22 protein-coding genes and 1 tRNA gene are annotated in these 26,722 nt (G+C 65.5%); 15 read left to right on the top strand and 8 right to left on the bottom strand.

Annotated features, from left to right (window positions below; genetic code table 11):
- The first annotated feature begins 39 nt into the window (after positions 1-39).
- The 6 genes from cysD to L1080_RS14930 all read left to right on the top strand — a co-directional run bounded on the left by cysD (position 40) and on the right by L1080_RS14930 (position 6,244).
- Positions 40-966: a sulfate adenylyltransferase subunit CysD gene (gene cysD, locus L1080_RS14955; protein WP_250777239.1), complete on the top strand. Its 927-nt coding sequence runs from the start codon at positions 40-42 to the stop codon at positions 964-966.
- The gene (gene cysC, locus L1080_RS14950) at positions 966-2,816 is read left to right on the top strand and encodes an adenylyl-sulfate kinase (RefSeq protein WP_250777238.1); all 1,851 of its coding nucleotides are present in this window, start codon (positions 966-968) and stop codon (positions 2,814-2,816) included. Before cysD ends, cysC begins: the two co-directional genes overlap by 1 nt.
- Complete coding sequence (locus L1080_RS14945) at positions 2,806-3,945, top strand: 3'(2'),5'-bisphosphate nucleotidase CysQ (protein ID WP_159921160.1); 1,140 nt, start codon at positions 2,806-2,808, stop codon at positions 3,943-3,945. Before cysC ends, L1080_RS14945 begins: the two co-directional genes overlap by 11 nt.
- Positions 3,932-4,339: a nuclear transport factor 2 family protein gene (locus L1080_RS14940; protein WP_250777237.1), complete on the top strand. Its 408-nt coding sequence runs from the start codon at positions 3,932-3,934 to the stop codon at positions 4,337-4,339. Before L1080_RS14945 ends, L1080_RS14940 begins: the two co-directional genes overlap by 14 nt.
- Before the next feature lie 159 nt (positions 4,340-4,498).
- Complete coding sequence (locus L1080_RS14935; RefSeq protein WP_250777236.1) at positions 4,499-5,491, top strand: phosphotriesterase family protein; 993 nt, start codon at positions 4,499-4,501, stop codon at positions 5,489-5,491.
- Between the two features lie 105 nt (positions 5,492-5,596).
- Entirely contained in the window at positions 5,597-6,244 is a 648-nt protein-coding gene (locus L1080_RS14930) for a TetR/AcrR family transcriptional regulator (RefSeq protein ID WP_159927068.1), read from the top strand.
- Here the strand turns inward: L1080_RS14930 and L1080_RS14925 are convergent.
- A complete protein-coding gene (locus tag L1080_RS14925) occupies positions 6,238-6,864 on the bottom strand; it encodes a TetR/AcrR family transcriptional regulator (RefSeq protein ID WP_250777235.1) in 627 nt (208 codons plus the stop codon). The two genes, L1080_RS14930 and L1080_RS14925, sit on opposite strands and share 7 nt — an antisense overlap.
- A 193-nt stretch (positions 6,865-7,057) precedes the next feature.
- On the opposite strand from L1080_RS14925, the gene L1080_RS14920 reads away from it, so the two are divergent.
- Positions 7,058-8,434 (top strand): MFS transporter, encoded by a 1,377-nt coding sequence (locus L1080_RS14920; protein WP_159921168.1) that lies wholly within the window; start codon positions 7,058-7,060, stop codon positions 8,432-8,434.
- A gap of 69 nt (positions 8,435-8,503) precedes the next feature.
- Here L1080_RS14920 and L1080_RS14915 read toward each other — a convergent pair whose 3' ends face one another.
- The 3 genes from L1080_RS14915 to L1080_RS14905 form a co-directional block, all read right to left on the bottom strand.
- The gene (locus L1080_RS14915; RefSeq protein WP_250777234.1) at positions 8,504-9,517 is read right to left on the bottom strand and encodes an NADP-dependent oxidoreductase; all 1,014 of its coding nucleotides are present in this window, start codon (positions 9,515-9,517) and stop codon (positions 8,504-8,506) included.
- A complete protein-coding gene (locus L1080_RS14910) occupies positions 9,514-11,043 on the bottom strand; it encodes an AMP-binding protein (protein WP_250777233.1) in 1,530 nt (509 codons plus the stop codon). The genes L1080_RS14915 and L1080_RS14910 overlap by 4 nt, the downstream gene beginning before the upstream one ends.
- 88 nt (positions 11,044-11,131) lie before the next feature.
- Positions 11,132-11,611 (bottom strand): MaoC family dehydratase, encoded by a 480-nt coding sequence (locus L1080_RS14905; protein ID WP_159921174.1) that lies wholly within the window; start codon positions 11,609-11,611, stop codon positions 11,132-11,134.
- Between the two features lie 180 nt (positions 11,612-11,791).
- Between L1080_RS14905 and L1080_RS14900 the strand changes: the two genes are divergently transcribed.
- Genes L1080_RS14900 through L1080_RS14880 form a run of 5 tightly spaced genes read left to right on the top strand, consistent with a single transcriptional unit; the run spans position 11,792 to position 17,615 of the window.
- Entirely contained in the window at positions 11,792-12,982 is a 1,191-nt protein-coding gene (locus L1080_RS14900) for an acyl-CoA dehydrogenase family protein (protein ID WP_250777232.1), read from the top strand.
- On the top strand, positions 12,979-14,079 hold the full coding sequence (locus L1080_RS14895) for an acyl-CoA dehydrogenase family protein (RefSeq protein ID WP_250777231.1): 1,101 nt from the start codon (positions 12,979-12,981) through the stop codon (positions 14,077-14,079). The genes L1080_RS14900 and L1080_RS14895 overlap by 4 nt, the downstream gene beginning before the upstream one ends.
- 35 nt (positions 14,080-14,114) lie before the next feature.
- Entirely contained in the window at positions 14,115-15,098 is a 984-nt protein-coding gene (locus L1080_RS14890) for an NADPH:quinone oxidoreductase family protein (RefSeq protein ID WP_159921180.1), read from the top strand.
- A gap of 11 nt (positions 15,099-15,109) precedes the next feature.
- The gene (locus L1080_RS14885; protein ID WP_250777230.1) at positions 15,110-15,898 is read left to right on the top strand and encodes an SDR family oxidoreductase; all 789 of its coding nucleotides are present in this window, start codon (positions 15,110-15,112) and stop codon (positions 15,896-15,898) included.
- Positions 15,899-15,956: 58 nt separating this feature from the next.
- The gene (locus L1080_RS14880) at positions 15,957-17,615 is read left to right on the top strand and encodes an AMP-binding protein (RefSeq protein ID WP_250777229.1); all 1,659 of its coding nucleotides are present in this window, start codon (positions 15,957-15,959) and stop codon (positions 17,613-17,615) included.
- 86 nt (positions 17,616-17,701) lie between these two features.
- On the opposite strand, the gene L1080_RS14875 is transcribed toward L1080_RS14880, so the two are convergent.
- On the bottom strand, positions 17,702-18,862 hold the full coding sequence (locus tag L1080_RS14875) for a N(5)-(carboxyethyl)ornithine synthase (RefSeq protein WP_159921186.1): 1,161 nt from the start codon (positions 18,860-18,862) through the stop codon (positions 17,702-17,704).
- 216 nt (positions 18,863-19,078) lie between these two features.
- Positions 19,079-19,154: transfer RNA gene (locus L1080_RS14870), tRNA-Arg, on the bottom strand.
- A 163-nt stretch (positions 19,155-19,317) separates the two neighbouring features.
- On the opposite strand from L1080_RS14870, the gene L1080_RS14865 reads away from it, so the two are divergent.
- Complete coding sequence (locus L1080_RS14865) at positions 19,318-21,717, top strand: phosphoketolase family protein (RefSeq protein WP_159921188.1); 2,400 nt, start codon at positions 19,318-19,320, stop codon at positions 21,715-21,717.
- A gap of 12 nt (positions 21,718-21,729) precedes the next feature.
- Here L1080_RS14865 and L1080_RS14860 read toward each other — a convergent pair whose 3' ends face one another.
- Both L1080_RS14860 and L1080_RS14855 read right to left on the bottom strand, forming a co-directional pair.
- Positions 21,730-22,461 carry a DUF305 domain-containing protein gene (locus L1080_RS14860; protein WP_250777228.1) on the bottom strand — a complete coding sequence of 244 codons (732 nt, stop codon included), beginning with the start codon at positions 22,459-22,461 and terminating at the stop codon, positions 21,730-21,732.
- A complete protein-coding gene (locus tag L1080_RS14855) occupies positions 22,454-23,356 on the bottom strand; it encodes a DUF3105 domain-containing protein (RefSeq protein WP_250777227.1) in 903 nt (300 codons plus the stop codon). The genes L1080_RS14860 and L1080_RS14855 overlap by 8 nt, the downstream gene beginning before the upstream one ends.
- 217 nt (positions 23,357-23,573) lie before the next feature.
- Here L1080_RS14855 and argS point away from each other — a divergent pair, with 217 nt between their 5' ends.
- Both argS and lysA read left to right on the top strand, forming a co-directional pair.
- Positions 23,574-25,226, top strand: a complete 1,653-nt coding sequence (argS, locus tag L1080_RS14850; protein WP_159921194.1) for an arginine--tRNA ligase — start codon at positions 23,574-23,576, stop codon at positions 25,224-25,226.
- The gene (gene lysA, locus L1080_RS14845) at positions 25,223-26,644 is read left to right on the top strand and encodes a diaminopimelate decarboxylase (RefSeq protein ID WP_250777226.1); all 1,422 of its coding nucleotides are present in this window, start codon (positions 25,223-25,225) and stop codon (positions 26,642-26,644) included. The genes argS and lysA overlap by 4 nt, the downstream gene beginning before the upstream one ends.
- Positions 26,645-26,722: the final 78 nt, after the last annotated feature.

Genomic DNA, 26,722 nt, shown 5'->3' with positions numbered 1-26,722 from the left:
ACCGCGCTCGGTTCGGCACTCGCGACGAGGAGTCGCCCCATGACCTCATCCATGGCACCGCCCGTCTACGAGCTGTCGCACCTCCGCGCGCTCGAGGCCGAGGCAGTGCACATCTTTCGTGAAGTGGCCGCGACGTTCGAGCGTCCGGTTCTGCTCTTCTCCGGTGGCAAGGATTCTGTGGTGATGCTCCACGTCGCCGCGAAGGCATTCTGGCCCGCACCTGTTCCTTTCGCCGTCATGCACGTGGACACCGGGCACAATTTCGACGATGTGATCGAGTTCCGTGATCGCACGGTCGAGCGCCTCGGACTGCGGTTGGTGGTTGCACGTGTGCAGGACGACATCGATGCCGGACGTGTCAGCGAAGAGACGGGAGCCCGGGCCAGCCGGAATCGGCTCCAAACTGCGGCGCTGCTGCGCGCGATCACGGACAACGGCTTCGACGCCGTCTTCGGTGGTGCCCGCAGGGACGAGGAAAAGGCGCGCGCGAAGGAGCGGATCTTCAGCTTCCGTGACGAGTTCGGACAGTGGGAGCCTCGGGCGCAGCGCCCGGAACTGTGGAGCCTCTACAACGGGCGGCACCGCAAGGGTGAGCACATCAGGGTCTTCCCGCTGTCCAACTGGACCGAACTCGACATCTGGCAGTACATCAGCGAGGAAGGCATCGACCTTCCCCCGCTCTACTACGCACACCGCCGCGAGGTGGTGCCCCGCGACGGAATGCTCCTTGCGCGTACTCGTTTCCTGACACTGCTGCCCGGCGACGAACCGTACGAGGCGCTCGTGCGGTTCCGGACCGTCGGCGACGCCACCTGTACGGGATGCGTCGAATCCTCGGCCACCACGGCCGAGGCCGTCGTGACGGAGGTGGCGGCCAGCCGAGTCACCGAGCGTGGGGCGACCCGGGCGGACGACCGGATCTCCGAGGCCGGCATGGAGGATCGCAAGAAGGAAGGATACTTCTGATGCCGCAGCTACTTCGGGTCGCGACCGCGGGAAGTGTCGACGACGGCAAGTCCACTCTCATCGGCCGTCTGCTCTATGACTCCAAGGCGATTTTCGAGGACCAACTCGAGTCGGTGGAGCGCACCAGCCGCGAACGAGGCGACGAGCACGCCGACCTCGCTCTGCTCACCGACGGCCTTCGCGCGGAACGGGAGCAGGGCATCACCATCGATGTCGCGCACCGCTACTTCGCTACCCCGCACCGTAAATTCATCATCGCGGACACGCCGGGACACGAGCAGTACACCCGGAACATGGTGACCGGTGCCTCGACCGCCGACCTGGCATTGATTCTCGTCGACGCCAGAAAAGGGGTGCTCGAGCAAACCCGTAGGCATGCCTTCATCGCGAGCCTTCTCGGGATCCCGCACCTGGTGTTATGCGTGAACAAGATGGATCTGGTGGGGTGGTCGGAGCAGCGGTTCGAGGAGATCAAGGAAGAGTTCCGTCAGTTCGCAATCAAACTCGAGGTGCACGACCTCACCTTCATCCCCGTCTCCGCGTTGCGTGGCGACAACATCGCGCAGCGGACGGCCAACATGTCCTGGTACGAGGGCGCATCACTGCTGCACCATCTCGAGCAGGTGCACGTCGCCTCCGACCGCAATCTCATCGACGCGCGCTTCCCGGTGCAGTATGTGGTGCGGCCGCAACGGCAGACCGATTCCACCTGGCACGACTTCCGAGGCTATGCAGGCACGATCGCCAGCGGAGTATTCAAGCCGGGGGACGAGGTGGTGGCGCTCCCGTCGGGATTCACCTCGAGGATCAGCGCCATCTGGGGGCCGGGCGGAACGACCCTCGACGAGGCTTTCGCACCGTCCGCGGTGTGCGTACAGCTGGTCGATCAGTTGGACGTCGGCCGCGGAGACATGTTGTGCCGCCCCAACAATCGTCCCCTCGTCGGCAGCGAACTCGACGCCATGGTGTGCTGGTTCAGTGACCAGGCTTCCCTGAATCCGGACGCGCGGTACACCCTGCTCCACACCACCCGCGCCGTCAGGGCCACGGTGGCCCGCCTCGACTATCGGCTCGACGTCAACACCCTGCACCGCGACGACACGGCCCGCTCGCTCTCACTCAACGAGATCGGCCGAGTGCAGCTGAAGATCTCCCAACCGCTGATGTTCGACCCGTACCGCCGCAACCACGTGACGGGCAGTTTCGTTCTCGTCGACGAGAGCACGAACAACACCGTCGGTGCCGGAATGATCACCGGGCCGACCCTCTCCCCGGCGAAGGTGGTGTGGCATGCGGCGGCAGTGTCGCGCGAGGAGCGGTCCACCCGTGGTCGCACCGTCTGGCTCACCGGGCTCTCCGCTTCGGGGAAGTCCACCGTCGCGGTCGAACTCGAGCGGCGGCTGGTCGCCTCCGGCGTGCCCGCGTACCGGCTCGACGGCGACAACCTGCGACACGGGCTGAACTCCGATCTGGGGTTCGGTGCCGCGGACCGCTCGGAGAATGTCCGACGGGTAGGTGCGGTGGCGCAGTTGCTTGCCGATGCGGGCGTCGTCGCGATCGCCTCCCTCATCAGCCCCTACCGAGCGGATCGCGAGCGCGTGCGCGAAGAGCACCGGGCCGCCGGGCTCGACTTCGTCGAAGTGTTCGTCGACACGCCGGTCGAACGATGCGAGGCCCGTGATCCCAAGGGCATGTATGCGAAAGCGCGGGCAGGGGAGATCACGGGATTCACCGGAGTCGACGACCCGTACGAGGCACCCGAGCGCGCGGAACTCGTACTCCGGCCGGAGGACGGCACGCCGACCGAACAAGCAGCGAAGATTATGGAATTGTTGAGGCGTGACCTCTGACGCGCGGCTCGCGGCCGATATCGCCTCCGGTGCCGGTGCCCTGTTGCTGGATATCCGTGCTGCCGGACTCGGATCCGCGGACGGGCGTGAGCTGGGCCGACGCGGTGACGTCGCCGCCGACGCCTTCATCGCCGGAAAGCTGGCCGCCGAGCGTCCTGGGGATTCCATCCTTTCCGAGGAGTCGGCCGACGACCGGTCTCGCCTCGACAGCGATCGGGTCTGGATCATCGATCCCCTCGACGGCTCGAAGGAATACGGCCTGCCCGGGCACTCCGACTGGGCGGTGCACGTGGCGCTGTGGGAGCGTGGCCAGGGTGTCACCGCCGCCGCGGTCGCACAACCGGCCCTGGGGGCGGTGTACGCGAGTGACGACCCGAGCCGCGCAGTCCATGCCGAGGAATTGCCGGCGCGGCCCCGCATCGTGGTGAGTGCCAGTAGACCGCCGGCCTTCATCGACGCCGTGGCGACACAGGTCGGCGCCGAGGTCCGGGCCATGGGATCGGCTGGGGCCAAGGCGATGGCCGTGCTGCGGGGTGACGTGGACGCGTACGTGCATGCGGGCGGACAGTGGGAATGGGACTCGGCGGCCCCGGTCGGTGTCGCCGCCGCCGCGGGCCTGCATTGCTCACGCATTGACGGGACTCCACTGCAGTACAACCAGTCTCATCCCTATCTCCCCGATCTGGTGATCTGCCGGCCTGAGCTGGCGCAGGTCCTCCTCGCTGCGATCGCGGACCACGCCACCGACTCCGCCGACAGCGGACGCGTCGCGATGGCCCGTGCCTACATCGACGCGCTCGTGAGCCACGACGCGACCAAGGTCCGCCTCTCCGAGTCGGCCTGGCGTGTGGAGAACGGTCAGCACACCGGCGACTCGGGGGCGTTCATCCGAGACGAACTCGAGAACGGTCCGCAATACCAGGCCATCCAGGCAGTGCGCGATCTCTCGTTCCACGAGTGGGGGGAGAATGTGGTGGCGCGATTCCTGCTCGACCTCGGCGCCGCGCCGACCGAGGTCACGACGGTCCGCATCACCGAGCATTTCCACATTCCGGCGGGAGCGATCCAGTCGGTCATGGCCATCATCGAACCGCACGTAACCGAAGGGAATGCCGATGAGCCCCGATGAACTGGTCACGCAATTCTGCGCCGAATGGTCTGATCCGGACCCCGCAGCGATCGCGGAGTACTTCTCGGAAGACGCGGTTTACCACAATATCCCGATGGAGCCGGTCTGTGGGCGTGAGGAGATCCGCGAATTCGTGGCAGGCTTTGTCGCCGCTTTCGGCGGCATCGAGTTCCGGGTGCAGCGCCAGGTCGGCAGTGTCGGCAGCGCTGACGACGCCGGCGGGAACGGCGGAAGCGGCGTGATCATGAACGAGCGGGTCGACGTGTTCGACATCAACGACACCCGGGTGGAGTTGCCGGTCGTCGGCGTCTTCGAGATCGCCGACGGCAAGATCACCGCGTGGCGGGACTACTTCGACATGGCCCCGATCCAGGCGGCAACGGCCGGAGGCTGACTCCCGCGCAGGCCGCAAGTTGACGTCAGATTCACCTGCGCTCTACTGTGACCGGACCGAACTATGACGGCCGTCACATGCGAGCGGTGGGAGGCCGTGCCGGGTGATGATTCGCCCGGTAATTCAGCCGAACACCGCCCGACCCGGAGGAGAGCGCCGATGACCCAGATCAACACCGTCCGTGGGCCTGTCGACAGCGCGGACCTCGGTCGTACGTACATGCACGAGCACGTGTTCGTGCTGACTGCCGATGTGCAGCAGAACTATCCGGATGAGTGGGGAAGTGAGGACGAGCGCGTTGCGGACGCGGTGGCGAAGCTTCGTGCGCTGACCGAGCAGGGAGTCCGGACCATCGTCGACCCCACTGTCGTCGGCCTCGGTCGGTACATACCGCGTATCCGTCGGGTGGCCGAACAGCTCCCGGACCTGAACATCGTTGCCGCAACCGGGTTGTACACGTACGACGACGTACCGTTCTTCTTCCATTATCGAGGTCCCGCACTCGACGCCATGGTGGGTGCCGAGGTTCCCGATCCGATGGTCGATATGTTCGTCAAGGACATCGAGGTGGGAATCGCCGACACCGGGGTCCGGGCAGGGTTGCTCAAGTGCGCTATCGATGAACCCGGATTGACGCCCGGCGTCGAGCGCGTGATGCGGGCGGTCGCGAAAGCCCATCGGCGTACGGGGGTGCCGATCACCGTACACACCCATCCGGGCAGCGCCGCCGGTGTGCACGTCAAGCGGGTCATGTGCGACGAGGAGGGGGTGCGGCCCGACCGGATCGTCCTCGGGCACAGTGGTGACACAACGGACGTCGAGCATTTGACGAGCCTGGCGGAGCAGGGGTTCATCCTGGGAATGGACCGGTTCGGCATCAATCTGGACACGACTTTCGAGGCGCGCGCGGACACGCTCGTGGAGATGTGCCGCCGCGGGTTCGCCGGGCAGATGGTGTTGTCCCAGGACGCATCCTGTTACATCGACTGGATCGATCCGAATCTGATGGCGGCGCTCCCGCAGTGGCACTACCTGCACATCGAGAACGACGTGCTGCCGTACGTCCGCGAGCGTGGTGTCACCGAGGACATGATTTCCGAGATGCTGGTGGAGGTCCCGCGGCGATATTTCGAGAACGCATCTGCGTATTGAGCGGATTCACTTGAAACTGAGGCCGGATTCAAGTAATACTCTAGTATGGAGAAGTCGGATGGTGGGGGAGTTCTTCCCGAACGAGGAGACGACGGTCCGCCCTCGATGGCGAACGCCACCCTCCTCCGGGAGCCGCCCGTAACCGCACGAGGAGTCCGTACTCGGAATCGGCTGGTTGCCGCCGCGCGCGTTGTGTTCGAGCGAGAGGGCTATCTCGATGCCCGACTCGTCGACATCACCAAGGAGGCTGGGCTCTCGACCGGCTCCTTCTACACCTATTTCACCAACAAGGAACAGGTTTTTGCCGCCGTCGTCGAGGTGACCCAAAATGACCTGCTCCACCCCGGCATGGGACGAGTGGCCGACGAAGGCGATGTACACGCGATCGTCGAGGCGAGCATCCGCGCGTATCTGCACGCGTGCCGCAGAAACGCGCGACTGCTGGCGGTGCTGGAGCAGGTGGCGCATGTCGACCCCGAATTCCGGGAACTCGAACGCCGTCGCGACGACATCTTCTTCCGACGCAACGCCCGAGCGATCGCGGACCTGCAGGAACGCGGCCTCGCAGATGCGGCACTGGATCCGATGCTCACGTCCAAAGCGCTCTCTGCCATGGTCGGCAGGACGGCGTACAGCTATTTCGTCGGACCGGTGAGCGAAAGGAAATCTCTCTCGTTCGATCAGTTGGCGACAGGCCTGGCGCGAATGTGGACGAATGCTCTGCGCGTGCCGGATTCTGTCCGAGGTCAGTAGCCGGGCGCGCGCAGAATTCGCAGGACGAGGTCGGCGTTGATGTCGCCCAGCTCTTCGGGGGTGAATTCGCCGTCGGGGTCGTACCAACGGCAGATGTCGATGGCGAGCGACATGATGGCGAGCACCGCGACTCGGGGATCCGGGATCAGGAAGACGCCCTCGTCGATTCCCCTGCGCACCTCGCGCATTGCTGCGACACGGATCCGTAGGCGTGTCTGAGCCACGGCCTCACGGTGTTCCGCGCGGAGGTGCCGGCTCTCGTACTGCGCGATACGGGCTTTCCGAAAGTTCGTGGCGTGCAACATGCTGAAGTCCCGAACCAAGGCGCGAACCCGGTCGATCGGGTCGGTGAACGGTGCAACCGCATCGAGTACCTGAGCCAGTGCCCGTTCATGGGCGCGGCACACGAGCCGGAACAGCAGTTCTTCCTTGGAGGGAAAGTGTACGTACATCGCGGCGGGACTCAGTCCTGCCGTTGCGGAGATGTCCCGGGTGGTGGTGGCCTCGAAGCCCCTGTCCGAGAACAGCATCGTAGCTGCGGTGAGTAGGCGTTCCTCGGAGGACGACAGATCGCGAATGGGTTGACCGGGAGCTGGGGTTTCGTCCCGTAGATCTGTCATGCGTCGTCCTCACCGGTGCGGCGGGCCGGGAGCGCCCACCGCACATATATGTCGAAAGTATCGCCTCGAGTGATTGACATCACACGACAAGTGAAACACACTAAGCAAGCGCTCACTGACTTGAAGTTGGCGTCATGTTCTAAAACTTCATCTCTAGCCACACCCCCACAGACCTATCTCGAGGAGTGATTGGATGACTACATCCGCGGTGCAGCCGAGTAAGGACGCAACCGGCGACACGGCCGTCCAGCGGAAGCGGGCACACCGGAAGCTGCTGGCGGCAGGTCTCGTCGGCAGTTCCATCGAGTGGTACGACTTCTTCCTCTACGGAACCGCTGCGGCTCTTGTCTTTCCGCAAGTCTTTTTTCCCGACTCATCGGCGCTGATGGGCACTCTGCTGTCGTTCAGCACTTTCTGGGCGGGATTCGTCGCCCGGCCTCTCGGCGGACTGGTCGCGGGCCACTACGGCGACAAATACGGGCGCAAACCCGCGGTGGTGACCTGCCTGCTCTTCATGGGCCTCGCCACCTTCCTTATCGGATGCCTCCCGGGTGCGTCGACGATCGGAGTGGCTGCACCGATTCTGCTGGTGGTGCTGCGCTTCATCCAGGGCATCGCGTGCGGCGGTCAGTGGGGTGGGATCGTCCTTCTGCTGACCGAATCGGCGAGTCCCAAACGCAGAGGGTTCTCCGGCACCTTCGGCCAGATGGGTGTCTCGTTCGGTGTGCTGCTCGGCAACCTCGTGTTCCTGGGCGCCACCGCCGCCATCTCGAACGAGGCGTTCCTCAGCTGGGGTTGGCGTATCCCCTTCTTCGCCAGTGCATTGCTGTTCCCCGTCGTGCTCTACATCCAGACCAAAGTCGAGGACACACCGGAGTTCCGCGAGCTGCAGGAAGAGGCACAGAAGGGTAAGGAAACGGTGGTCCGGGCACCGCTCACCCAGGCGATCAAAGACCACTGGCGCAAGATTCTGCTCGGGTGCGGTCTTCTCGCGGCCACCAACTCGTTGTTCTACATCTCGATCGCCGGCGTGCTCAGTTACGGCACTGCCGAATTGGGCATGAAGCGCAACGATCTGCTGGCGATCTCGCTGCTCAGTGCAGGCCTTACCGTCGGTGTGGTGTTGTGGTCGGGGCACGTGTCCGACAAGATCGGTCGTCGGCCGATGATCCTGTTCGGCGCCGGAATGATCGTGCTCTGGGCCTTCCCGTACTTCTGGCTGATCAACACGAAAAACCTGATGCTGTTCTTCATCGCAGTCACCGTCGGAAGTGTGTTCCAGTCCATGACCTACGGTCCGATCGCGGCCTACATGGGCGAGCTGTTCGCACCCAACGTGCGCTATTCGGCAGCCTCCCTGGCCTACCAACTGGCTGCGATCACGGTCAGCGGTGGCACTCCCTTCATCATGACCGCGCTGATTGCCAAAACCGGCACCACCACGCTCGTCGCCGTATTCGTCGCCTTGATGGGGCTGGTCACATTCCTCTGTGCGTGGCGGCTCCACGAGACCAACCCGGCGGAAGTCCGTAACGACCCGAACGCTGTTCCCGGAGCTCAGTTCTACTAGTAGGGCATCAAGGCCGAAAGAATGCCCACCGCCGAACGGCGGTGGGCATTCCTTTCGTGGCAGGGGTATTCAGTTGTCGCTGATCTTCAGTACCAGCTTGCCCGTGTTCGCGCCGTCGAACAGCATGGTCAGCGTGCGGCCGAAAGCTTCGACACCGCCGGTTTCCACCTGCTCCCGGGTCACGATGTCACCGTTGCGAATCCACTCCGACATCGCCTCCATGCCCTCCTGGAACCGATCGAGATAATCGAAGACGATGAATCCGGTCATCGACGCCCGGTTCACCAGTAGCGACAGGTACCGAGACGGGCCGGGCTGCGGATCGGTGGCGTTGTATCCGGAGATCGCACCGCACAACGCGACACGCGCATTCTTGCGCAGACGCCCCAGTGCGGCGTCGAGAATGTCACCGCCGACATTGTCGAAGTAGATGTCGATGCCGTCGGGTGCGGCCGCCCGCAGCGCGCGGCCCACCGGCCCCGCCTTGTAGTCGATCGCGGCATCGAAACCGAGCTCATCGGTGAGCCACGCGCACTTCTCGCGGCCACCGGCAATGCCGATCACCGTTGCGCCGTTCAGTTTGGCGATCTGGCCGGCGATGCTTCCTACCGCTCCCGCCGCTCCCGAGATGAGCACGACGTCGCCCTTCTCGAGCTTGCCAACATCGGTGAGGCCGAAATAGGCGGTCATGCCAGGGAATCCGAGTGCACCCAGCCAGGTGGGCGCGGGTGCGAGTGTCTCGTCCACGACAAGAGCACCCCGGCCGTCGGACACCGCGAACTCCTGAATTCCGAACTGTCCGGAAACGACTGCCCCTTCCGGGAACGCCGGATTCTTCGACGCCACGACGCGGCCCACGGCATGCGCGCGCATCACCTCACCGATCTGAACGGGCGGCACGTACGACTTCACGTCGTCGAGCCAGCCACGCATGGCGGGATCGAGCGAGGCATAGTCGACCTGCACGGTGAACCCACCGTCCGATGGTGTGGGAATCGGTTCGGAGACGATCTCCCAGGTGGAGTCGTCGGGCCGGCCGATCGGGCGTTTCGCCAGTCGAACCTGTCTGTTGACGGATGTCACGGTGTCACCTTTCGAGGTACCTCAACGGTCAATGGGTCAGTTCTCAGCGCGGCCTTGTCGATCGACCGCTTGAGGATTTTTCCGGTCGAGCCCTTGGGAAGGGCGTCGACGATCGAGATGATGCGGGGAATTTTGTACGCGGACAGCCGCTCCCGAGTCCACCGCGTGAGCTCGGCGCCGTCCAGTTCTGATCCAGGCAGGAGGGCGACTACCGCGGCCACCTCTTCTCCGTAGTGGTCGTCGGGAACACCCACGACCGCGGCCTCGACGACGTCGGGGTGCGTGTACAGCACCTCCTCGATCTCACTGGGATACACGTTGTAGCCGCCGCGAATGATGAGGTCCTTGACCCGGTCGACGATGCGGAGGTCTCCGTCCGAGTCGACACAGCCGAGGTCGCCCGTGCGGAACCAGCCGTCCGGTGACAACACGCCTGCGGTGTCGACGGGCCTGCGCCAGTACCCCTTCATCACCGTGGGACCTTTCACGAAGACTTCACCGACGGTGCCGGGTGTGCACTGGTTCCCGTCGTGGTCCCGGACCTCGACCTCCATACGGGGAACGGCGCATCCCGTGTAGCCGGTCTTGCCACCGCGATCGATGTCGTTGAACGTGCCGAATGCGGTCGTCTCGGTGAGCCCGTACCCCTCGAGGATGGTGCACCCGAAGCGTGTTTCGAATGCGCGGGCTACCTCTCCGGGCAGCGAGGCGCCGCCGGAGATAGCGATCCGAAGCTGAGCGAAATCCTCCGGGTCGGCGTCGCCGGCCGCGTGGAGCATCGCATTCCACATCGTCGGGACACCGGCCATGATGGTCAGGCGGTCGCGGCGCAGCATCGCCAGCATCGCGGACGGGTCGAACCGCGCCAGCAACGACAAGGAGCCGCCACCGGTGAATGTCGCCATCATGACCGAGGCCTGTCCGAAGACGTGGAAGAGCGGGAGCCCCGTCCCTGTGCGGTCCTCGCTCGAGCCGCGACTGCATTCGGCGCCGATCTGCCCGCCCGACAGCAGGTTTCCGACGGTCAGTTCCGCACCCTTGGGCCGTCCGGTCGTTCCGGACGTATAGAGAATGGCGGCGGTGTCCTCGCCGTCCCGGTCGACGATGGGCTTCTGGAGCCCGTCCGAGACAATTATTTCCGGGGACAACGTCCAGACCGGCACGTCGAGCGCTGCTGCCGCCTGGCTCATCGCGGGCCCCAGTTCGCACCAGAGGATCGCCAGCGACACACCGGCGTCGCTCAAAACGTACTCGGTTTCCGGCCGAGTGGACATCGTGTTCACCGGGACCACCACGGCCCCGGCCGCCTGAATCGCCAGGTAAGCCACGACGAACTCGGGCACGGACGGGGCGGCGAGGAGCACGCGGTCGCCGGGCGAGATACCCCATTCGCGAAGCGCGCCCGCGTAGGTCGTGCTCGCGATCTGCAGCTGTCGATAGGTCAGGGTGCTGTCTGCACCCCGCAGAGCAATGTTGTCGGGGGTAGTGTCCGCGTGGAAGCACACGGGGTCGATCACGTTTGCCATGTACGTCAGCCTCCGAGTCGAGCTTCGATCAAGGGATCACGCGCGAGTACGTGCCGCCGTAGGATTGGCGGCACGTACAGACCGAGGCCTAACCGGCTTCGACGACCCGGGCTACCGACTCCGACACGACCACCGGCTTGTCGGAGCCTTCCCGTTCGACCACCTGAGTCATCGTCACCTGGATGCCGCCGCCGACCTGTTCGGCGGCCGTCACGGTCGCCCGCATCCGGATCCGCGAACCGACGGGAACGGGGGCGGGAAACCGGACTTTGTTGTATCCGTAGTTGAGGCTGTGCGCGAAACCGTCGAATCGCAGCAGGGTCGCGGAGAGGGCAGGTCCGAGGGACAGGCTGTAGAGACCGTGCGCGATAGTTCCGCCGAGCGGACTCGATGCGGCGCGTTCGGGGTCGACGTGAATCCATTGATGGTCACCGGTGGCGTCGGCGAACGCGTTGACCCGTTCCTGTGTGACCTCATGCCACTCGGTGGGGCCCAATTCTTTCCCGATCAAAGCGGTGAGCTCGTCGTAGCTCGCCGGGCGGATGGGCAGTTGAGTCGTGTCGGTCATCGGTCTCCCTCGATCGCGGATGGTGGGTGTCGGTCATGTCTGAGGCGAACTGCACTGCGGTTTCGCTGCACCGCCACTTGAACTTGACGACGGATTCAACTATACAAAAGAGAGACGCGAGTCACAATGTACGGCGAAGGAGACGAAGCCTCGTGAAGGTTGCACAGAAGGTCGCCAGCTATGACTACTGACGAACAGACGATCGCGCGAGAACTGACCGAACGGGTCACGGCGCTGCTCGAGCAGAACGACACCTCGAATCCGACGCAGTTCCTCGGCGCGCGGTTCGACGCCGGCCTCGCGTGGGTTCACTTCGCGCCCGGACGTGGCGGGCTCGGTCTGCCGCAGAGCTTCCAGGCCCAGGTCGACGCGCAGCTGGAAGCGGCGGGCGCGCCGGCACCGGCAAAGGGCCGCAACGGCATCGGCCTGGGGATGGCCGCGCCCACCATCGCGGCCTTCGGGACCGACGAACAGCAGCGAAAATATCTGCGTCCGATTTTTACCAGCGAGCACATCTGGTGCCAGTTGTTCAGTGAGCCGGGGGCGGGTTCCGACCTCGCTGCCGTGGCGACGCGTGCGGTCCGTGACGGCGACAACTGGATCGTCAACGGCCAGAAGGTGTGGACGTCGGGCGCGCAGAATGCGCAGCGGGCTATCCTCGTGGCCCGCACCGATCCTGCCGTGCCTAAACATGCGGGTCTTACCTACTTTCTCTGTGACATGAGCGATCCCGGCGTCGACGTTCGCCCCCTGCGCCAGATCACCGGCGAGGCCGAGTTCAACGAGGTGTTCCTCACCGACGTGCGAATTTCTGACGCCGATCGGCTCGGGGACGAGGGGCAGGGCTGGCGGGTGGCAACCGCGACCCTCAACAACGAACGCGTTGCGATCGGCGGGTCGGCCGCAGCGCGCGAAAGCGGCATGATCGGCCCCGTGGCCGCGGCATGGCGTGAACGTCCCGAACTGCGGGACCCGGCAATGCACGACGAACTTCTCCGGTTGTGGGTCGAAGCCGAAGTCGCCCGGTTGACCGGTGAACGGCTACGGCAGCAACTCGCGGCCGGGCAACCCGGCCCCGAGGGGTCCGGACTGAAGCTCGCCTTCGCCCAGCTCGCACAGACCATCGCCGGTTTCGACATCGAGCTGCACGGCGAAGCGGGTTTGCGCTACGACGACTGGACCATGCGCAGGCCCGACAAGGTGGACTTCACCGGACGTGAACCCGGATACCGCTACCTGCGCGCGAAAGGTAATTCGATCGAGGGCGGCACGTCGGAAATCCTGCGGAACGTCATCGCGGAACGTGTTCTCGGGCTGCCCCCCGAGCATCGCGTCGACAAGGACATCGCTTGGAAGGACCTGCCCCGATGAGCACCGCAGATCTGCTGTACACCGACACCGAAGACGCCCTCCGCGACAGTGTCCGGCGGCTGCTCGCCGACCGTTGCCCGCACGAGCTCGTCATGAGTGCCTACGACTCGTCGCCCGGTGACTTCTCCGCCGTCTGGAAGTCGCTCGCCGTCGAACTCGGACTGTCCGGTCTCCTCGTCCCCGAATCGATCGGCGGGGCAGGGGCGGGCGCAAGGGAAGCCGCCGTGGTCATGGAAGAGATCGGACGTGCCGTGGCGCCCGTCCCGTATCTCTCGAGCGCTGTACTCGCGACGGTCGCGCTGGTGAAGGCGGGAGACACGACCATCGTCCGGGATCTCGCCGAAGGCTCCACCACCGGTGCCCTCACGATCGGCCTGGCCACGCCGCCCGACCGCTTCAGCGCGACCGTCCGACTGGGCGCCGACGGGTTGACCGGCCGCGTCACCAGTGTTGCGGGCGCCGCGGAAGCCGAACTTCTGGTCGTTCCGGTGCAGGGGCCCGACGGGCTCGAGCTTCACACTGTGCGCACGGACAGCGCCGGCGTCACCGTGACCCCGATTCTCGCGCTGGACATGACGCGTCCCCTGGCCGATGTCGACTTCACCGCTGCGTCGTCGACTCGGGTCGACGACGGTGCGGCAGTAGAGGCCATCCGTGGCGCTCTCCTCTGCGGTGCTGCGCTCCTCGCCTCCGAACAACTCGGAGTGGCACAGTGGTGCTTCGACACCACGCTCGCCTACGTCAAGGAGCGCAAGCAGTTCGGGCGTGCCGTCGGCTCGTACCAGGCGCTGAAGCATCGTCTTGCCGACCTGTGGCTGGAGATCACCTCCGCCGCTGCGGCTGCTCGTTACGCGGCTGACACCGCTGCTCGCGGCGACGCGGACGCCGAGATCGCGGCGGCGCTCGCGCAGGCGTATTGCAGTGGTGTCGCCGTTCATGCCGCCGAAGAGTGCGTCCAACTACACGGTGGACTCGGCATGACCTGGGAATACCCCGCGCACCTCTATCTGAAGAGGGCGAAAAGCGATCAGCTCGCCTTCGGCACGGCCTACCGTCACCGAGCGCGTCTCGCCGAATTGATCGATCTGCCCGCGTAAACCGTTTCACCGCACCGACAGTCAGGAAGAAGACGATGAAGGCATGGCGTGTCCACGAACTCGGCGAGCCGCGTACCGCGCTGCAACTCGAGGAGGTCCCGGACCCGGTGGCAGGTCCCGGCCAGGTGCTGGTCAGGGTGCTCGCCGCACCGGCGAACTTCCCCGATGTGCTCCTGTGCCGAGGGGAGTACCAGATCACGCCGCCGCTGCCCTTCACCCCGGGTGTCGAACTGTGCGGCGAGGTGGTTGCCGTCGGAGACGGTGTCACGCGGTTCACGCAGGGCGACCGGGTGATCGGTAATCCGAACCTGCCCGGCGGCGGGTTCGCTCAGCTCGCGGTTCTCGACGAGGCGAACACCTTCACCGCACCGGCCGCCCTCGACGACGCCGAAGCGGCGGCGCTGAGTATCGGATACCAGACGAGCTGGTTCGCCCTCCATCGTCGGACGCATCTCGAGGCGGGGGAGACTCTGCTCGTGCACGCCGCGGCCGGCGGAGTGGGTAGTGCCGCAGTGCAATTGGGGAAGGCGGCCGGGGCGAAGGTCATCGGTGTGGTCGGAGGGGCCGACAAGGCGGAGTATTGTCGCCGGCTCGGGGCCGACCTGGTGATCGATCGCCGCACCGAGGATTTCGTCCCACTCGTCAAGGAGTTCACCGGTGGACGCGGAGCCGACGTCGTCTACGACCCAGTCGGTGGAGATGCCTACGCCAAGTCCACCAAGTGCATCGCTTTCGAGGGACGCATCCTGATCATCGGCTTCGCGGGCGGCACCATCCCGACTCCGGGACTCAACCATGCGCTGATCAAGAATTACTCGATCATCGGACTGCACTGGGGCCTGTACAAGCAGTACAACCAGCAGGCCATCGCCGATTGCCACGAGGAGCTGACCCGGCTCGCCGCGTCCGGCGCGATCCGGCCCCTCATCAGTGAGCGGCTCTCGCTCGCCGACGTCGCCGACGGACTCGGCCGGCTCGGTGAGGGCAGCACCGTCGGTCGGCTCGTCTTCCAACCGTGAAAGGAATGCTCGTGGATGCTCATTCGCTGTTCGATGTCGCCGGAAAGACTGTAGTCGTCACCGGAGGTTCGCGCGGTATCGGTCGGATGATCGCCGAAGGATTCGTCCGGGCGGGAGCGCAGGTCCTCGTGTCGTCCCGTAAAGCCGACGACTGCGCCGAGACGGCGTCCGCGCTGTCCGCGCTCGGGCCGGGGTCCTGCCACGCCCATCCCGCCGATCTGTCCACTCCGGACGGCATCGACAGCCTCGCCGCCCACGTCGAGGAGGTAGCCCCGCGACTCGACGTTCTGGTCAACAATGCCGGCGCGACGTGGGGCGCACCGGTCGACGAGTTTCCCGAGGCCGCGTTCGACAAGATCTTCGACATCAACGTCAAGAGTGTGTTCTCGCTGACGCAGAAACTACTGCCCAGACTGCGGGCCGCGGCCACCGGGGATCAACCCGCCCGGATCGTCAACATCGGTTCGATCGACGGCCTGGTCGTGTCGAGCAGCGACAACTTTTCGTACGGAGCGAGTAAAGCTGCCGTGCACATGCTCACGCGGAAGCTCGCGGCCACCCTGGCCGTCGAGAACATCACCGTCAATGCGATTGCGCCCGGACCATTTCCGACGAAGATGATTGCCCACCTCCTCGGCGATACGGCGCGCCGGGAACTCGTCGAGAGCGCCGTTCCACTCGGCCGGGTCGGCTGTGCCGAGGACATCGCGGGCACCGCGATATTCCTGTCCTCGCGGGCGGGCGCATACCTGACGGGCACCGTCATCCCCGTCGACGGGGGACTGTCGGGCACACGTTGACGCCGGCGGGCATACACAATCACGAATTCGGACGAGATCGAGAGGCGGTACGGCGGCGATGAGCTGGTACGACGACAGGCCCTGGATGGACCGGTACGAGGAGAGGGTTCGACGCGTGGGAGATATCCCGGCCCGTACCGCGCTCGACATGTTCGAGTCGGCGGTCGTCACCGCCGGAGACGCCCCGGCGGTGCGTTACCTCGGCGGCACGCTCGGCTACCGGGAAGTCGACCAACTCACCGACGGTATCGCCGCGTACCTGCTCGAGAACGGGTTTCAGCGGGGCGACCGGCTCGCGATCTACCTGCAGAACATTCCGCAGTTCGTTCTCGCGTTGATCGGAACGTGGAAGGCCGGCGGTGTCGTCGTTCCTCTCAACCCGATGTACCGGGACGAGCTCGCACACATTCTCACCGACGCGGGGGTCACTGCGATCGTGTGCAGCGAGAGCGCGTGGGCAGACCGGGTGGGTTCACGCGCGTCGGAAGCGGGGGTGCGGATCGCGCTCACCTCGAGCGAACTCGACATCCAGACTTCCGACGACGAGCGCTTGTTCCGGACGGTAACCCGTGCCCGCAGCGAGAACGTGCCCGACCTCCTCGAGGTGGCACGGGTGCGGGCCGGAGCGACGGTGCCTGATCCCGGACTGACACCCGAAGACATTGCGCTGGTGTCCTACACGTCCGGAACCAGCGGCGTACCCAAGGGTGCCACCAACACCCACCGCAACCTGACGGTGAACAGCGCAATTCTGCGACTGTACGAGGACAAACCGGCCGGCGCGCCGATCTTCGCCCTGGCACCGCTCTTCCACATCACGGGAATGGTGTGCCAGCTCCTCACCGCGATCGACCTGGCGTCGCCGCTGATCCTGGTGTACCGCTTCGAACCCGGGGTCGTCCTCGACGCCCTCGAACGTGAGCGGCCGATCTTCATGGTGGGTCCATCCACCGCCTACATGGCGTTGATGGCGCACCCCGACTTCTCCGGGGAACGCTTCGCCTCCCTCGAGGCCGTCATGTCCGGCGGCGCCCCACTGCCTCCCGCCATCGTCGAGCGCTTCCGCGAGCTGACCGGCAAATACATTCGCAACGGTTACGGGCTCACCGAAACGAGCGCACCCTGCGTCGTCGTCCCGCCCAACCTGGAAGCACCAGTCGATCCGGCATCGGGAACGCTGGCGATCGGCCTGCCCCTGCCCTCCGCAGTGGTCCGGATCATCGGCGAGGACGGAAAAGACCTGGAGCCACTCGAGGTCGGCGAAATTGCCGTCGACGGACCGATGGTGGTACCCGCCTATTGGAACAAGCCGGACGCCACGGCGCAGTCACTGCCGGGTGGCCGTCTCCTCACCGGTGATGTCGGCTTCATGGACGCCGAGGGCTGGGTGTACGTGGTGGACCGCAAGAAGGACATGATCAACGCGTCCGGGTTCAAGGTGTGGCCGCGGGAGGTCGAGGACGTTCTCTACCAGCATCCGGCGGTGCGCGAAGCCGCAGTCGTGGGTGAACCGGACAGCTATCGCGGTGAAACCGTCGCCGCCTTCGTCAGCCTGCGGCCGGGTACGACGGTGGAGACGGCCGACCTCGTCGAGTACTGCCGGGAGCGGCTGGCCACCTACAAGGCCCCGCGGCGGGTGGAAATCGTCGACGAACTGCCGAAGACGGCGAGCGGGAAGATCCTCCGTCGCGAGATGCGTCGCCGCGCGCCTGCCTGACCTGTGCCGACCCGCCCTGCGCTGTTGCGCGCGAACGGGACGCTCGTTGTGTCAGATCGAACGAGCGTCCCGTTCGTCCGCGGCGCTCAGGTAAGGACCGCGTGCGGGTAGTCGGCCGCACGGTCCTGGAACGACAGGACCTTGGGGTTCTGCACCACTCCGTCGCGGATTTCGATCGCCCGCCGGATCGTCTCGCTGGTGTCCCAGGCCGCGGGTCCGCCGAGAACGGTGCGCAGATGGGGGAGCAGCGCCTCACTGATCTCCCAGGTGGCGGAGTTCCACAGATGTGACGGGCTGTGGTCGACACCGTAGTAGCGGACGTTCTCGCCGATCATGAACGTCGGGTCCGCGAAGGAGGTCGGACGCGCCCAGGCAAAGCCCATGCCTTCGTCGCAGGACACGTCGACGACGAGGCAACCGGGCAGGAGGGTGTCGATGTCCTCGTCGACGAGGAAGGTCAGCGGCGCCTCGGTGTCCTGCAGAACACAGTTGACGATGATGTCGTGACGGGCCAGGAATCCCGCCAGCGGCAGCCGGCCGTCGTCCGTCGTGACGTGGCTTCGACGTGGGTCGGCGTCGTCGTGGTCGAACTGGACGATCTCCGCCGAGTGGATGGGCGAGCTGACGGCGGTCACGCCACGCTGCGTGACGACATGAACGTCGTGGATTCCCAGAGCATTCAGCGCGGTGACGGCCCCGCGGGCGGTGGCCCCGAAACCGAGCACGACCGCGCGGAGTCGACGGCCGTAATCACCCGTCGACCCGGCGATCGACAGGGCGTGCAATACGGAGGAGTAGCCGGCGAGCTCGTTGTTCTTGTGGAAGACATGCAGCTGGAACGACCCTTCGGCACTCCAGTGATTCATGGCTTCGAAGGCGACGAGGGTGAGGCGACGATCGATGGCCACCTGGGTGAGCTCGGTGTCCTGCACGCAGTGCGGCCACCCCCAGAGGACCTGGCCGTCGCGCAGATCCTCGAGATCCTTCGCGAGCGGCTTCGGGAGCAGTACGACGTCGGATTGCGCGATCAGCTCGCTCCGTGTGCGCATTCCCGCGACCGAGCGGGCCAGTTGCTCGTCGGACACACCGAACGGCTCGCCGTAACCATGCTCGAGGTGGATACGGCCCAGCAGGTCGGCGTCGATGCGGTCGAAGTGCAGGGGGTGAATCGGAAGTCGGCGTTCGTCGGCCTTGCTCGAGCGCGCGATCACGCCGAGGGTGAGCGGATGTGGGTGGGGCTGGTGCACGGAGTGTCCCTCGGTTGACGCAAATGGAGAAAGGATGGCGGAAAGGTGAAGCCGCAAAACCCACAGCGAAGGTGCGAGGGAGCTCAGCGTTCGAATCGATGTACGCGGCCGGGGCCGACGCTGCAGCTCTCGCAGAATGCCCGGGGAGATCACCCGGGGGAGGACTGGTAGCACCAGGAAGAAATGTGCACCGCGAGATGCGGCGCAGTGTTCTCGTGGTGCCCCCGGCAGGATTCGAACCTGCGACCTTTCGCTCCGGAGGCGAACGCTCTATCCCCTGAGCTACGGGGGCGCACCGGAAAAACCGGTGTGCCGATTGGGCGCGCCAATCGTAGCGCATCGATGGGGGGAAGAACCAAATCGGTCCCCGAGTTCGGCCCACAACCCCCGCACGGTCGACCGAATCCGCCTAGTGTCGGAAAGGACGCCTGCGCACATCCAGGGGAGGGTCGAGGATGACCGATCGGCAGCATGTCCATTCGGAAAACTCGAACGCGGAGTATCCGGAGCGCGAACTCGAGTTGGATCTCCGCTGGTGGTCTGCGGCCAACTATCTCACCGTCGCGCAGATTTATTTGCAGGACAATGTGCTTCTGCGTGAGCCGCTGCTTCCGGAGCACATCAAGCCCCGGCTCCTCGGGCATTGGGGGACCAGTCCCGGTTTGTCGATGATCTACGCCCTTCTCAACAGGTTGATCCGGCGTACAGACGCGGACTGCCTGTACGTGACGGGGCCTGGTCACGGCGGGCCCGCCCTCGTCGCTGCCACGTATCTGGAGGGGACGTACTCGGAGGTGTATCCCGCGGTCTCCGGTGACGCTGCCGGACTCCGGCACTTGTGCAGGCAGTTCTCGACACCGGGAGGTATCCCGAGTCATGTCAGCGTGCAGACGCCGGGCAGTATCCACGAAGGCGGTGAGCTCGGATATGCACTGGCGCACGCGGCGGGTGCGGCATTCGACCACCCGAACCTGTTGGTGGCGTGTGTAATCGGAGATGGTGAGGCGGAGACGGGGCCGCTGTCCGCTTCGTGGAAGCTCCCCGCCTTCCTCAACCCGGAACGGGACGGTGCCGTGTTACCGATCCTGCACGTCAACGGGGCCAAGATTGCCGGACCGACCGTCTACGGGCGCAGTACCGACACGGACATCGAAGGCTTCCTGGGTGGCCAGGGATGGGCGCCGACCGTGGTCGAGGGCGACGACCCGGCCGTGGTTTTCCGCACACTCGACCGGGCGCTGGTCGACGCGCACGACCGGATAACCGAGATCCGCCAGGAGGCGCGGGCGGGTCGCCGGCATCCTGTGAAATGGCCGGCGATCGTGCTCCGCACTCCGAAGGGGTGGACCGGCCCCCACCGTGTCGATGGCGTCCTCGTCGAGGGAACACACCGTTCCCATCAAGTTCCGCTGTCGGGCGTCCGCACCAACGACGAGCATCGGCGTCAGCTCGAGGAATGGATGCGGTCCTACTCCCCGGAGACCCTGTTCGATCCCCAGGGTGCCTTGGTGCCCGAACTCGCTCAGCTGGCGCCGCGGGGCGACAAACGAATGGGTTCTTCTCCCTATGCCAACGGCGGGCGTCTACGCGTCGATCTTCCGATACCACCACTGCACAAGTACGCATTGACCATCGAAAGGCCGGGGGCCACGCTGCACGAGACCACCCGCGTCCTCGGCGAACTGTTACGGGACGTCTACGCGGCGACCACCGCACCGGACGGCGGCGGATACTTTCGGCTGTTCTGCCCGGACGAGACGGCCAGCAATCGGTTGGGCGCCGTGTTCGAGAGCACTGATCGATGCTGGCAGCTACCCGTCACCGACTACGACGACCACCTGTCCGCGGGCGGACGGGTGATGGAGGTGCTCAGCGAGCACCTGTGCGAGGGGTGGCTCGAGGGGTACCTGCTGTCCGGGCGGCACGGGCTCTTTGCCAGCTACGAAGCCTTCGCCATGGTCAGTGTGTCGATGCTGGTCCAGCACGCGAAGTGGCTGCAACACGCGGTGGACCTGCCGTGGCGATCGCCGGTGGCCTCGCTCAACGTGCTGTTGACCAGCACCTGCTGGCGCAACGACCACAACGGTTTCAGCCACCAGGGGCCCGGGATGATCGACGCCGTCATTCCGCTCGCCCCGGATGTCGTTCGGGTGTGGCTTCCCCCCGACTCGAACACGCTGCTCTCGATTGCCGACCACTGTCTCCGCAGCACCGACCACGTCAACGTCATCGTGGTGGACAAGCAACCGCACCTCCAATACTTGACGCTCGAGGAAGCGAACGCGCACTGCGCGGCCGGGGCGTCGGTCTGGGCGTGGGCGGGTACCGAGGCGGCCGCCGATACCGTGGACATCGTGCTTGCCGCGGCGGGTGACGTTCCTACGCAAGAAATTCTCGCGGCAGCCCAGCTGTTGCGTGAGCACACACCCGACCTCGTCACCCGTGTGGTCAACGTGGTCGATCTGATGGCGTTGCTGACGCCCACGGAGCACCCGCACGGTTTCGACGACCGCACATTTACCGACCTCTTCACCGCCGATACCGACGTGGTGTTCGCGTTCCACGGCTATTCACGCGCGGTCCACGAGTTACTTCATGGTCGGCCGCAACCCGAACGCTTTCATGTTCGCGGCTTCAGCGAGCAGGGCACCACGACCACCCCGTTCGACATGGTGGTGCTGAACAGGATGAGCCGCTACCACCTCGCGCTCGAGGCGCTGCGCCGTGTAGAAACCGAACCGGCCGGGGCCACTGAGCTCGCCGATTTCTGCCTCACCCAGCTCGAGCGGCACGGCGAGTACGTGGTCGAGCACTTCGAGGACCTGCCGGAGGTACGCGACTGGACCTGGTCCTGAGGGGCGAGGCCGTCAGTTCATCGGGAGCGGAGCGGCGCCGCGTTCGGTGAGCATGTCGGTGAGCAACCTCGACTCGCCCTGCTGGGTCTCGACCATGGTCTGTGCGAGCCCGCGGACGGCGGGCTGGGAGGCTCGTTGGGCGGCGTATTCCATCATGGGCAGTCCACCCTGGTGATGTCGCAACATCAACTGGAGGTATTCGACATCGACCGCGGTCCCGGTGGCCTGGCGCAGCCTGGCCATGTCCTCGGACGACGCCATTCCCGGCATCGCCGACATAGACCCCGCATGTGTGTTCTCGCCGGAGGAATGATCGTGTCCGCCGTCGTGCTCGGACGCCATCCAGCCCATGTAGCCGCCGGACGGGAGGGACGGCTGATCCCAGATCGAGAGCCACCCCTGCATCTGGCCGAGCTGGTTCTGCTGGGTGGTCAGGATGTCGTAGGCGAGAGTCCGGACGGTGGGATCACTCGTGTTCCGGAGGGCGATCGCCGACATCTCGACCGCTTGACTGTGGTGCACGCTCATGTCCTGGGCGAATCCCACATCGACGGATCCCGCCTCGGGGACGGCAGAGTTGTTGTCCTGCAGTGGAAGTCGCGCCAGAAATCCGAGCGCGAAACCGAGTGTGACGGCGCCGATCACTCCGATCACCAAGAGCGCGGCGCGCTGACTCGGCCTGGAATGGGCCGGCTCGGCCCTGGATCCGACTCCGGATCCAGGTGCGTCGGCCGATTCAGCCATTACCGCCCTCGGCGGGCGCCTGCTGCAGGTCGGAGGGCAGCTGCAAATCACTCGGCAACTGGGCTCCCGCTCCGCCGGTCTCGGACTGGTCCGGCGCGATGCCGCCACCGTCCATCGGCACTGCATCGGCGCCGGGTGCGCTCGGATCGAAGGGGGGCGGGTTGTCCGGGTCGAAACCGGAGCCGGGGATGGTCGAGCAGCTGGCACCGACCTCCGGGTAGGTGTTCTTGTTGATGCGCAGGGCCGTGATGAACTGATCGATCCGCTCGTCGTCGGCGCTGTCGAGCTTCAGCTGGTGGCCCCACGACTGCAGCGAGATCGGACTGTCGAGCCCCGGGTACGGCGACATCAGGGTGTAGCTCTGGCCGTCCACCTTGTCCTGCAGTGTGTCGACCTGCTCCGCAGACAGCCTGTCGGGGTTGTAGGCCACCCACACGGCGCCGTGTTCGAGAGAGTGCACTGCGTTCTCGGTGCGGATCGCATTGGCGTACACGGTGCCGGTGCACGTCGCCCAGATGGCGTCGTGCGGGCCGCCGAACGGAGGCGACTGGTCGTAGGCCACGCGCTGCGTCGGCTGGATGTGGATGCCGGCCGGGTAGTCGACCTTCAGCACGCCGTCGATGTTGACCGAAGGGTCGGGATTTTCGGCACTGGGCGCGTACCGCTGGGCCTCCTCCTTCGCCTGATACTTGGGCACCAGGTTGACCGCGAGGATCGCGACCAGCGCGAGGACCGCCGCCGACGCACCGATCGTCAGCCACGGAATGTGCCGGGGCGCGGAGACGCCGCCCTTGGCTTTCGCGCCGCCACTCTTCTTCTTGGCGGCCTTGATGGCCTTGGCCGACTTGGCACCGGAGTTCTTACCGGGACCGCGACTATCCGAACCGCTTGGCATCGATTGTGATCTTTCGGTGTGTGGGTTACGGGCGCTCTACCCCGGTTCGCCCGAGGCTGAGACCGGGACTCAGGGCGACCCCACTCTACTTACCCACCCTGAGCGCAAGCTGGGAGAGTGGCATCCGCCACGCCGGTCGGGGCCTATCCGGCCGTCTGTGGGACTCTGGGCCAGGCGGGTCACCGCCCGGGACGTCTTGGCCATAGGATAGATACCTGTGACTCCAGCTGACCTTGCCGAACTGCTCCGCGGAACCGCCGCGAAGGTGCTCGCCGAACGTGGACTCGACGTGTCCGTGCTTCCCGAAACTCTCACGGTCGAGCGCCCGCGCAACCCCGAGCACGGTGATTACGCCACCAACGTCGCGATGCAGGTGGCCAAGAAGGTCGGTACCAACCCCCGCGAACTCGCGACCTGGCTCGCCGAGGCGCTGACCGCTGCCGAGGGTATCGACAGTGCCGATATCGCCGGCCCCGGTTTCCTCAACATCCGCCTGGCCGCCGACGCCCAGGGCGCCATCGTCGCCAAGATCCTCGAAGCGGGCACCGCGTACGGATCCGGGCACACCCTCGACGGCAAGAAGATCAACCTGGAGTTCGTGTCCGCAAACCCGACCGGGCCCATCCACCTCGGCGGTACGCGCTGGGCTGCCGTCGGTGACGCGCTCGGCCGCATCCTGTCCACCCAGGGTGCCGCCGTCACACGCGAGTACTACTTCAACGACCACGGCGCCCAGATCGACCGCTTCTCCCGCTCGCTCATCGCCGCCGCCAAGGGGGAACCTGCTCCCGACGACGGTTACGCGGGTGCATACATCGCCGACATCGCGGCTCAGGTGCTCACACAGCGTCCGGACGCACTGGAGCTTCCGGCGGGTGAGCAGCAGGAAGTGTTCCGGTCGCTCGGAGTCGACCTGATGTTCGCGCACATCAAACGCACCCTGCACGAGTTCGGAGTGGACTTCGACGTCTACTTCCACGAAAACTCGCTGTTCGAGTCAGGTGCGGTCGAGAAGGCCGTCGAGACCTTGAAATCCTCCGGCAGTCTCTTCCAGGAGGACGGTGCCTGGTGGCTCAAGAGCACCGACTTCGGTGACGACAAGGATCGTGTCGTCATCAAGAGTGACGGCAACGCAGCCTACATTGCAGGGGACATCGCCTACTTCCAGAACAAGCGTGCGCGCGGCTTCGATCTGTGTATCTACATGCTCGGCGCGGATCATCACGGCTACATCGGCCGGCTCAAGGCCGCTGCCGCCGCGTTCGGCGACGACCCGGACACCGTCGAGGTGTTGATCGGGCAGATGGTCAATCTGGTCCGCGACGGGGTCGCGGTGAAGATGAGCAAGCGGGCCGGGACGGTGATCACGCTCGACGACCTGGTCGAGGCCATCGGTGTCGACGCCTCGCGATACGCGTTGATCCGCTCGTCGGTGGATTCGAGCATCGACATCGACCTCGAGCTGTGGACCAGCACTGGCAACGAGAACCCGGTCTACTACGTGCAGTACGCGCACGCTCGGTTGTCGGCGATTGCGCGCAACGCCGCCGAGCTGGGTGTCACGGTTGCCGATCCGGACTTCGCGTTGCTGGTCTCCGAGCAGGAGGGCGATCTCATCCGCACGCTCGGCGAGTATCCGCGCGTCGTCACCAGTGCGGCGAATCTCCGTGAGCCACACCGCATTGCGCGGTACCTCGAAGAGCTGGCCGGTGCTTATCACCGCTTCTACGGCGCGTGCCGGGTTCTGCCTCAGGGTGACGAGGAGGTCGGGCCACTGCATGTCGCGCGGCTCGCTCTGTGCGACGCCTCGCGTCAGGTGCTGGCAAACGGTCTCGCACTCCTCGGCGTGAGCGCCCCGGAGCAGATGTGAACGCGCATCCCGCCGGTCCCAAGCACGCCGAACAGCTACACGCACCCGGACTACCCGAGCGTCCCACGGACGCAACCGCATTCGCGGCGCTCGCTCCCGAGGTGTGGCCCCGCAACGCGGAACGCGGTCCGGACGGCGTTGTCCGATTGGCCGGGATTCCGGTCACCGAACTTGCCGAGACGTACGGGACGCCACTGTTCGTCGTCGACGAGGACGATTTCCGGTCCCGGTGCCGTGACATGGCGCGCGCATTCGGGCCCTCCGCCAAAGTCCACTACGCGTCCAAGGCGTTTCTCTGCGGCGAGATCGCCCGTTGGGTGGCAGACGAGGGGCTGTCGCTCGACGTCGCCTCGGGCGGTGAATTGGCGATTGCGTTGCATGCAGGGTTCCCGGCGGAGCGAATCGCCATGCACGGCAACAACAAGTCGGTCGCCGAACTTCAGGCGGCAGTGAAGGCCGGAGTGGGCCACATCGTTCTGGACTCGTCCATGGAGATCGACCGCCTCGACGCAGTCGCCGCCGAAGCCGGTGTCGTACAGGATGTCCTGATCCGTGTGACGGTCGGAGTGGAAGCGCACACCCACGAATTCATCTCGACCGCCCACGAGGACCAGAAGTTCGGTTTCTCACTGGCAGGCGGCAAGGCGATCGACGCGGTCCGGCGAGTATTCGCCGCAGGCAATCTGCGTCTCGTCGGGCTGCACAGCCATATCGGTTCGCAGATCTTCGACGTGGACGGATTCGAGGTGGCAGCACACCGGGTGATCGGGCTGCTCCGTGACGTCGTCGCCGAGTTCGGTGTGGACAAGACCGCCCAGATCTCGATCATCGACCTCGGTGGCGGTATGGGCATCTCGTACGTGCCCAGCGACGATCCTCCACCCGTGGACGAGTTGGCGGCCAAACTCGGCGACATCGTGCGCAACGAGTCCGCTCTCGCCGGCCTGCCCGAGCCGACCCTTGCGGTCGAGCCGGGACGAGCGATCGCCGGGCCGGGGACGGTCACGCTCTACGAGGTCGGCACCATCAAAGACGTCACCGTCGGGAGCGCGCTTACTCGCCGCTACGTCAGTGTCGACGGCGGAATGAGCGACAACATCCGCACGGCGCTGTATCAAGCGGAATATGAAGCGAAGCTCGTCTCCCGAGTCAGCGGAGCCGAACCCGTGGTGTCGCGAGTCGTGGGTAAACACTGCGAATCCGGCGATGTCGTCATCCGTGACACCTGGATGCCCGAGGACATCGATGCCGGCGATTTGCTTGCCGTCGCTGCCACCGGTGCATACTGCTACTCGATGTCGAGTAGGTACAACCTGCTCACCCGTCCTGCCGTGGTGGCGGTGTGCGACGGACAGTCGCGCGTGATCCTCCGGAGGGAAACCGTGGAAGACCTGCTCAGCTTGGAGGTACAAGAGTGACCGTCGAATCGGCGCAACCTGCTGTCGGTGTGACCGAATCGGCGCAACGTGCTGTCGGTGTGACCGAATCGGCGCATC

It is taken from the genome of Rhodococcus sp. MSC1_016 (assembly GCF_023667485.2).
Taxonomy (GTDB): Bacteria; Actinomycetota; Actinomycetes; order Mycobacteriales; family Mycobacteriaceae; genus Rhodococcus_F; species Rhodococcus_F oxybenzonivorans.
Note: the sequence above shows the minus strand (reverse complement) of the source record. Positions and strands in the feature narration are given on the sequence as shown.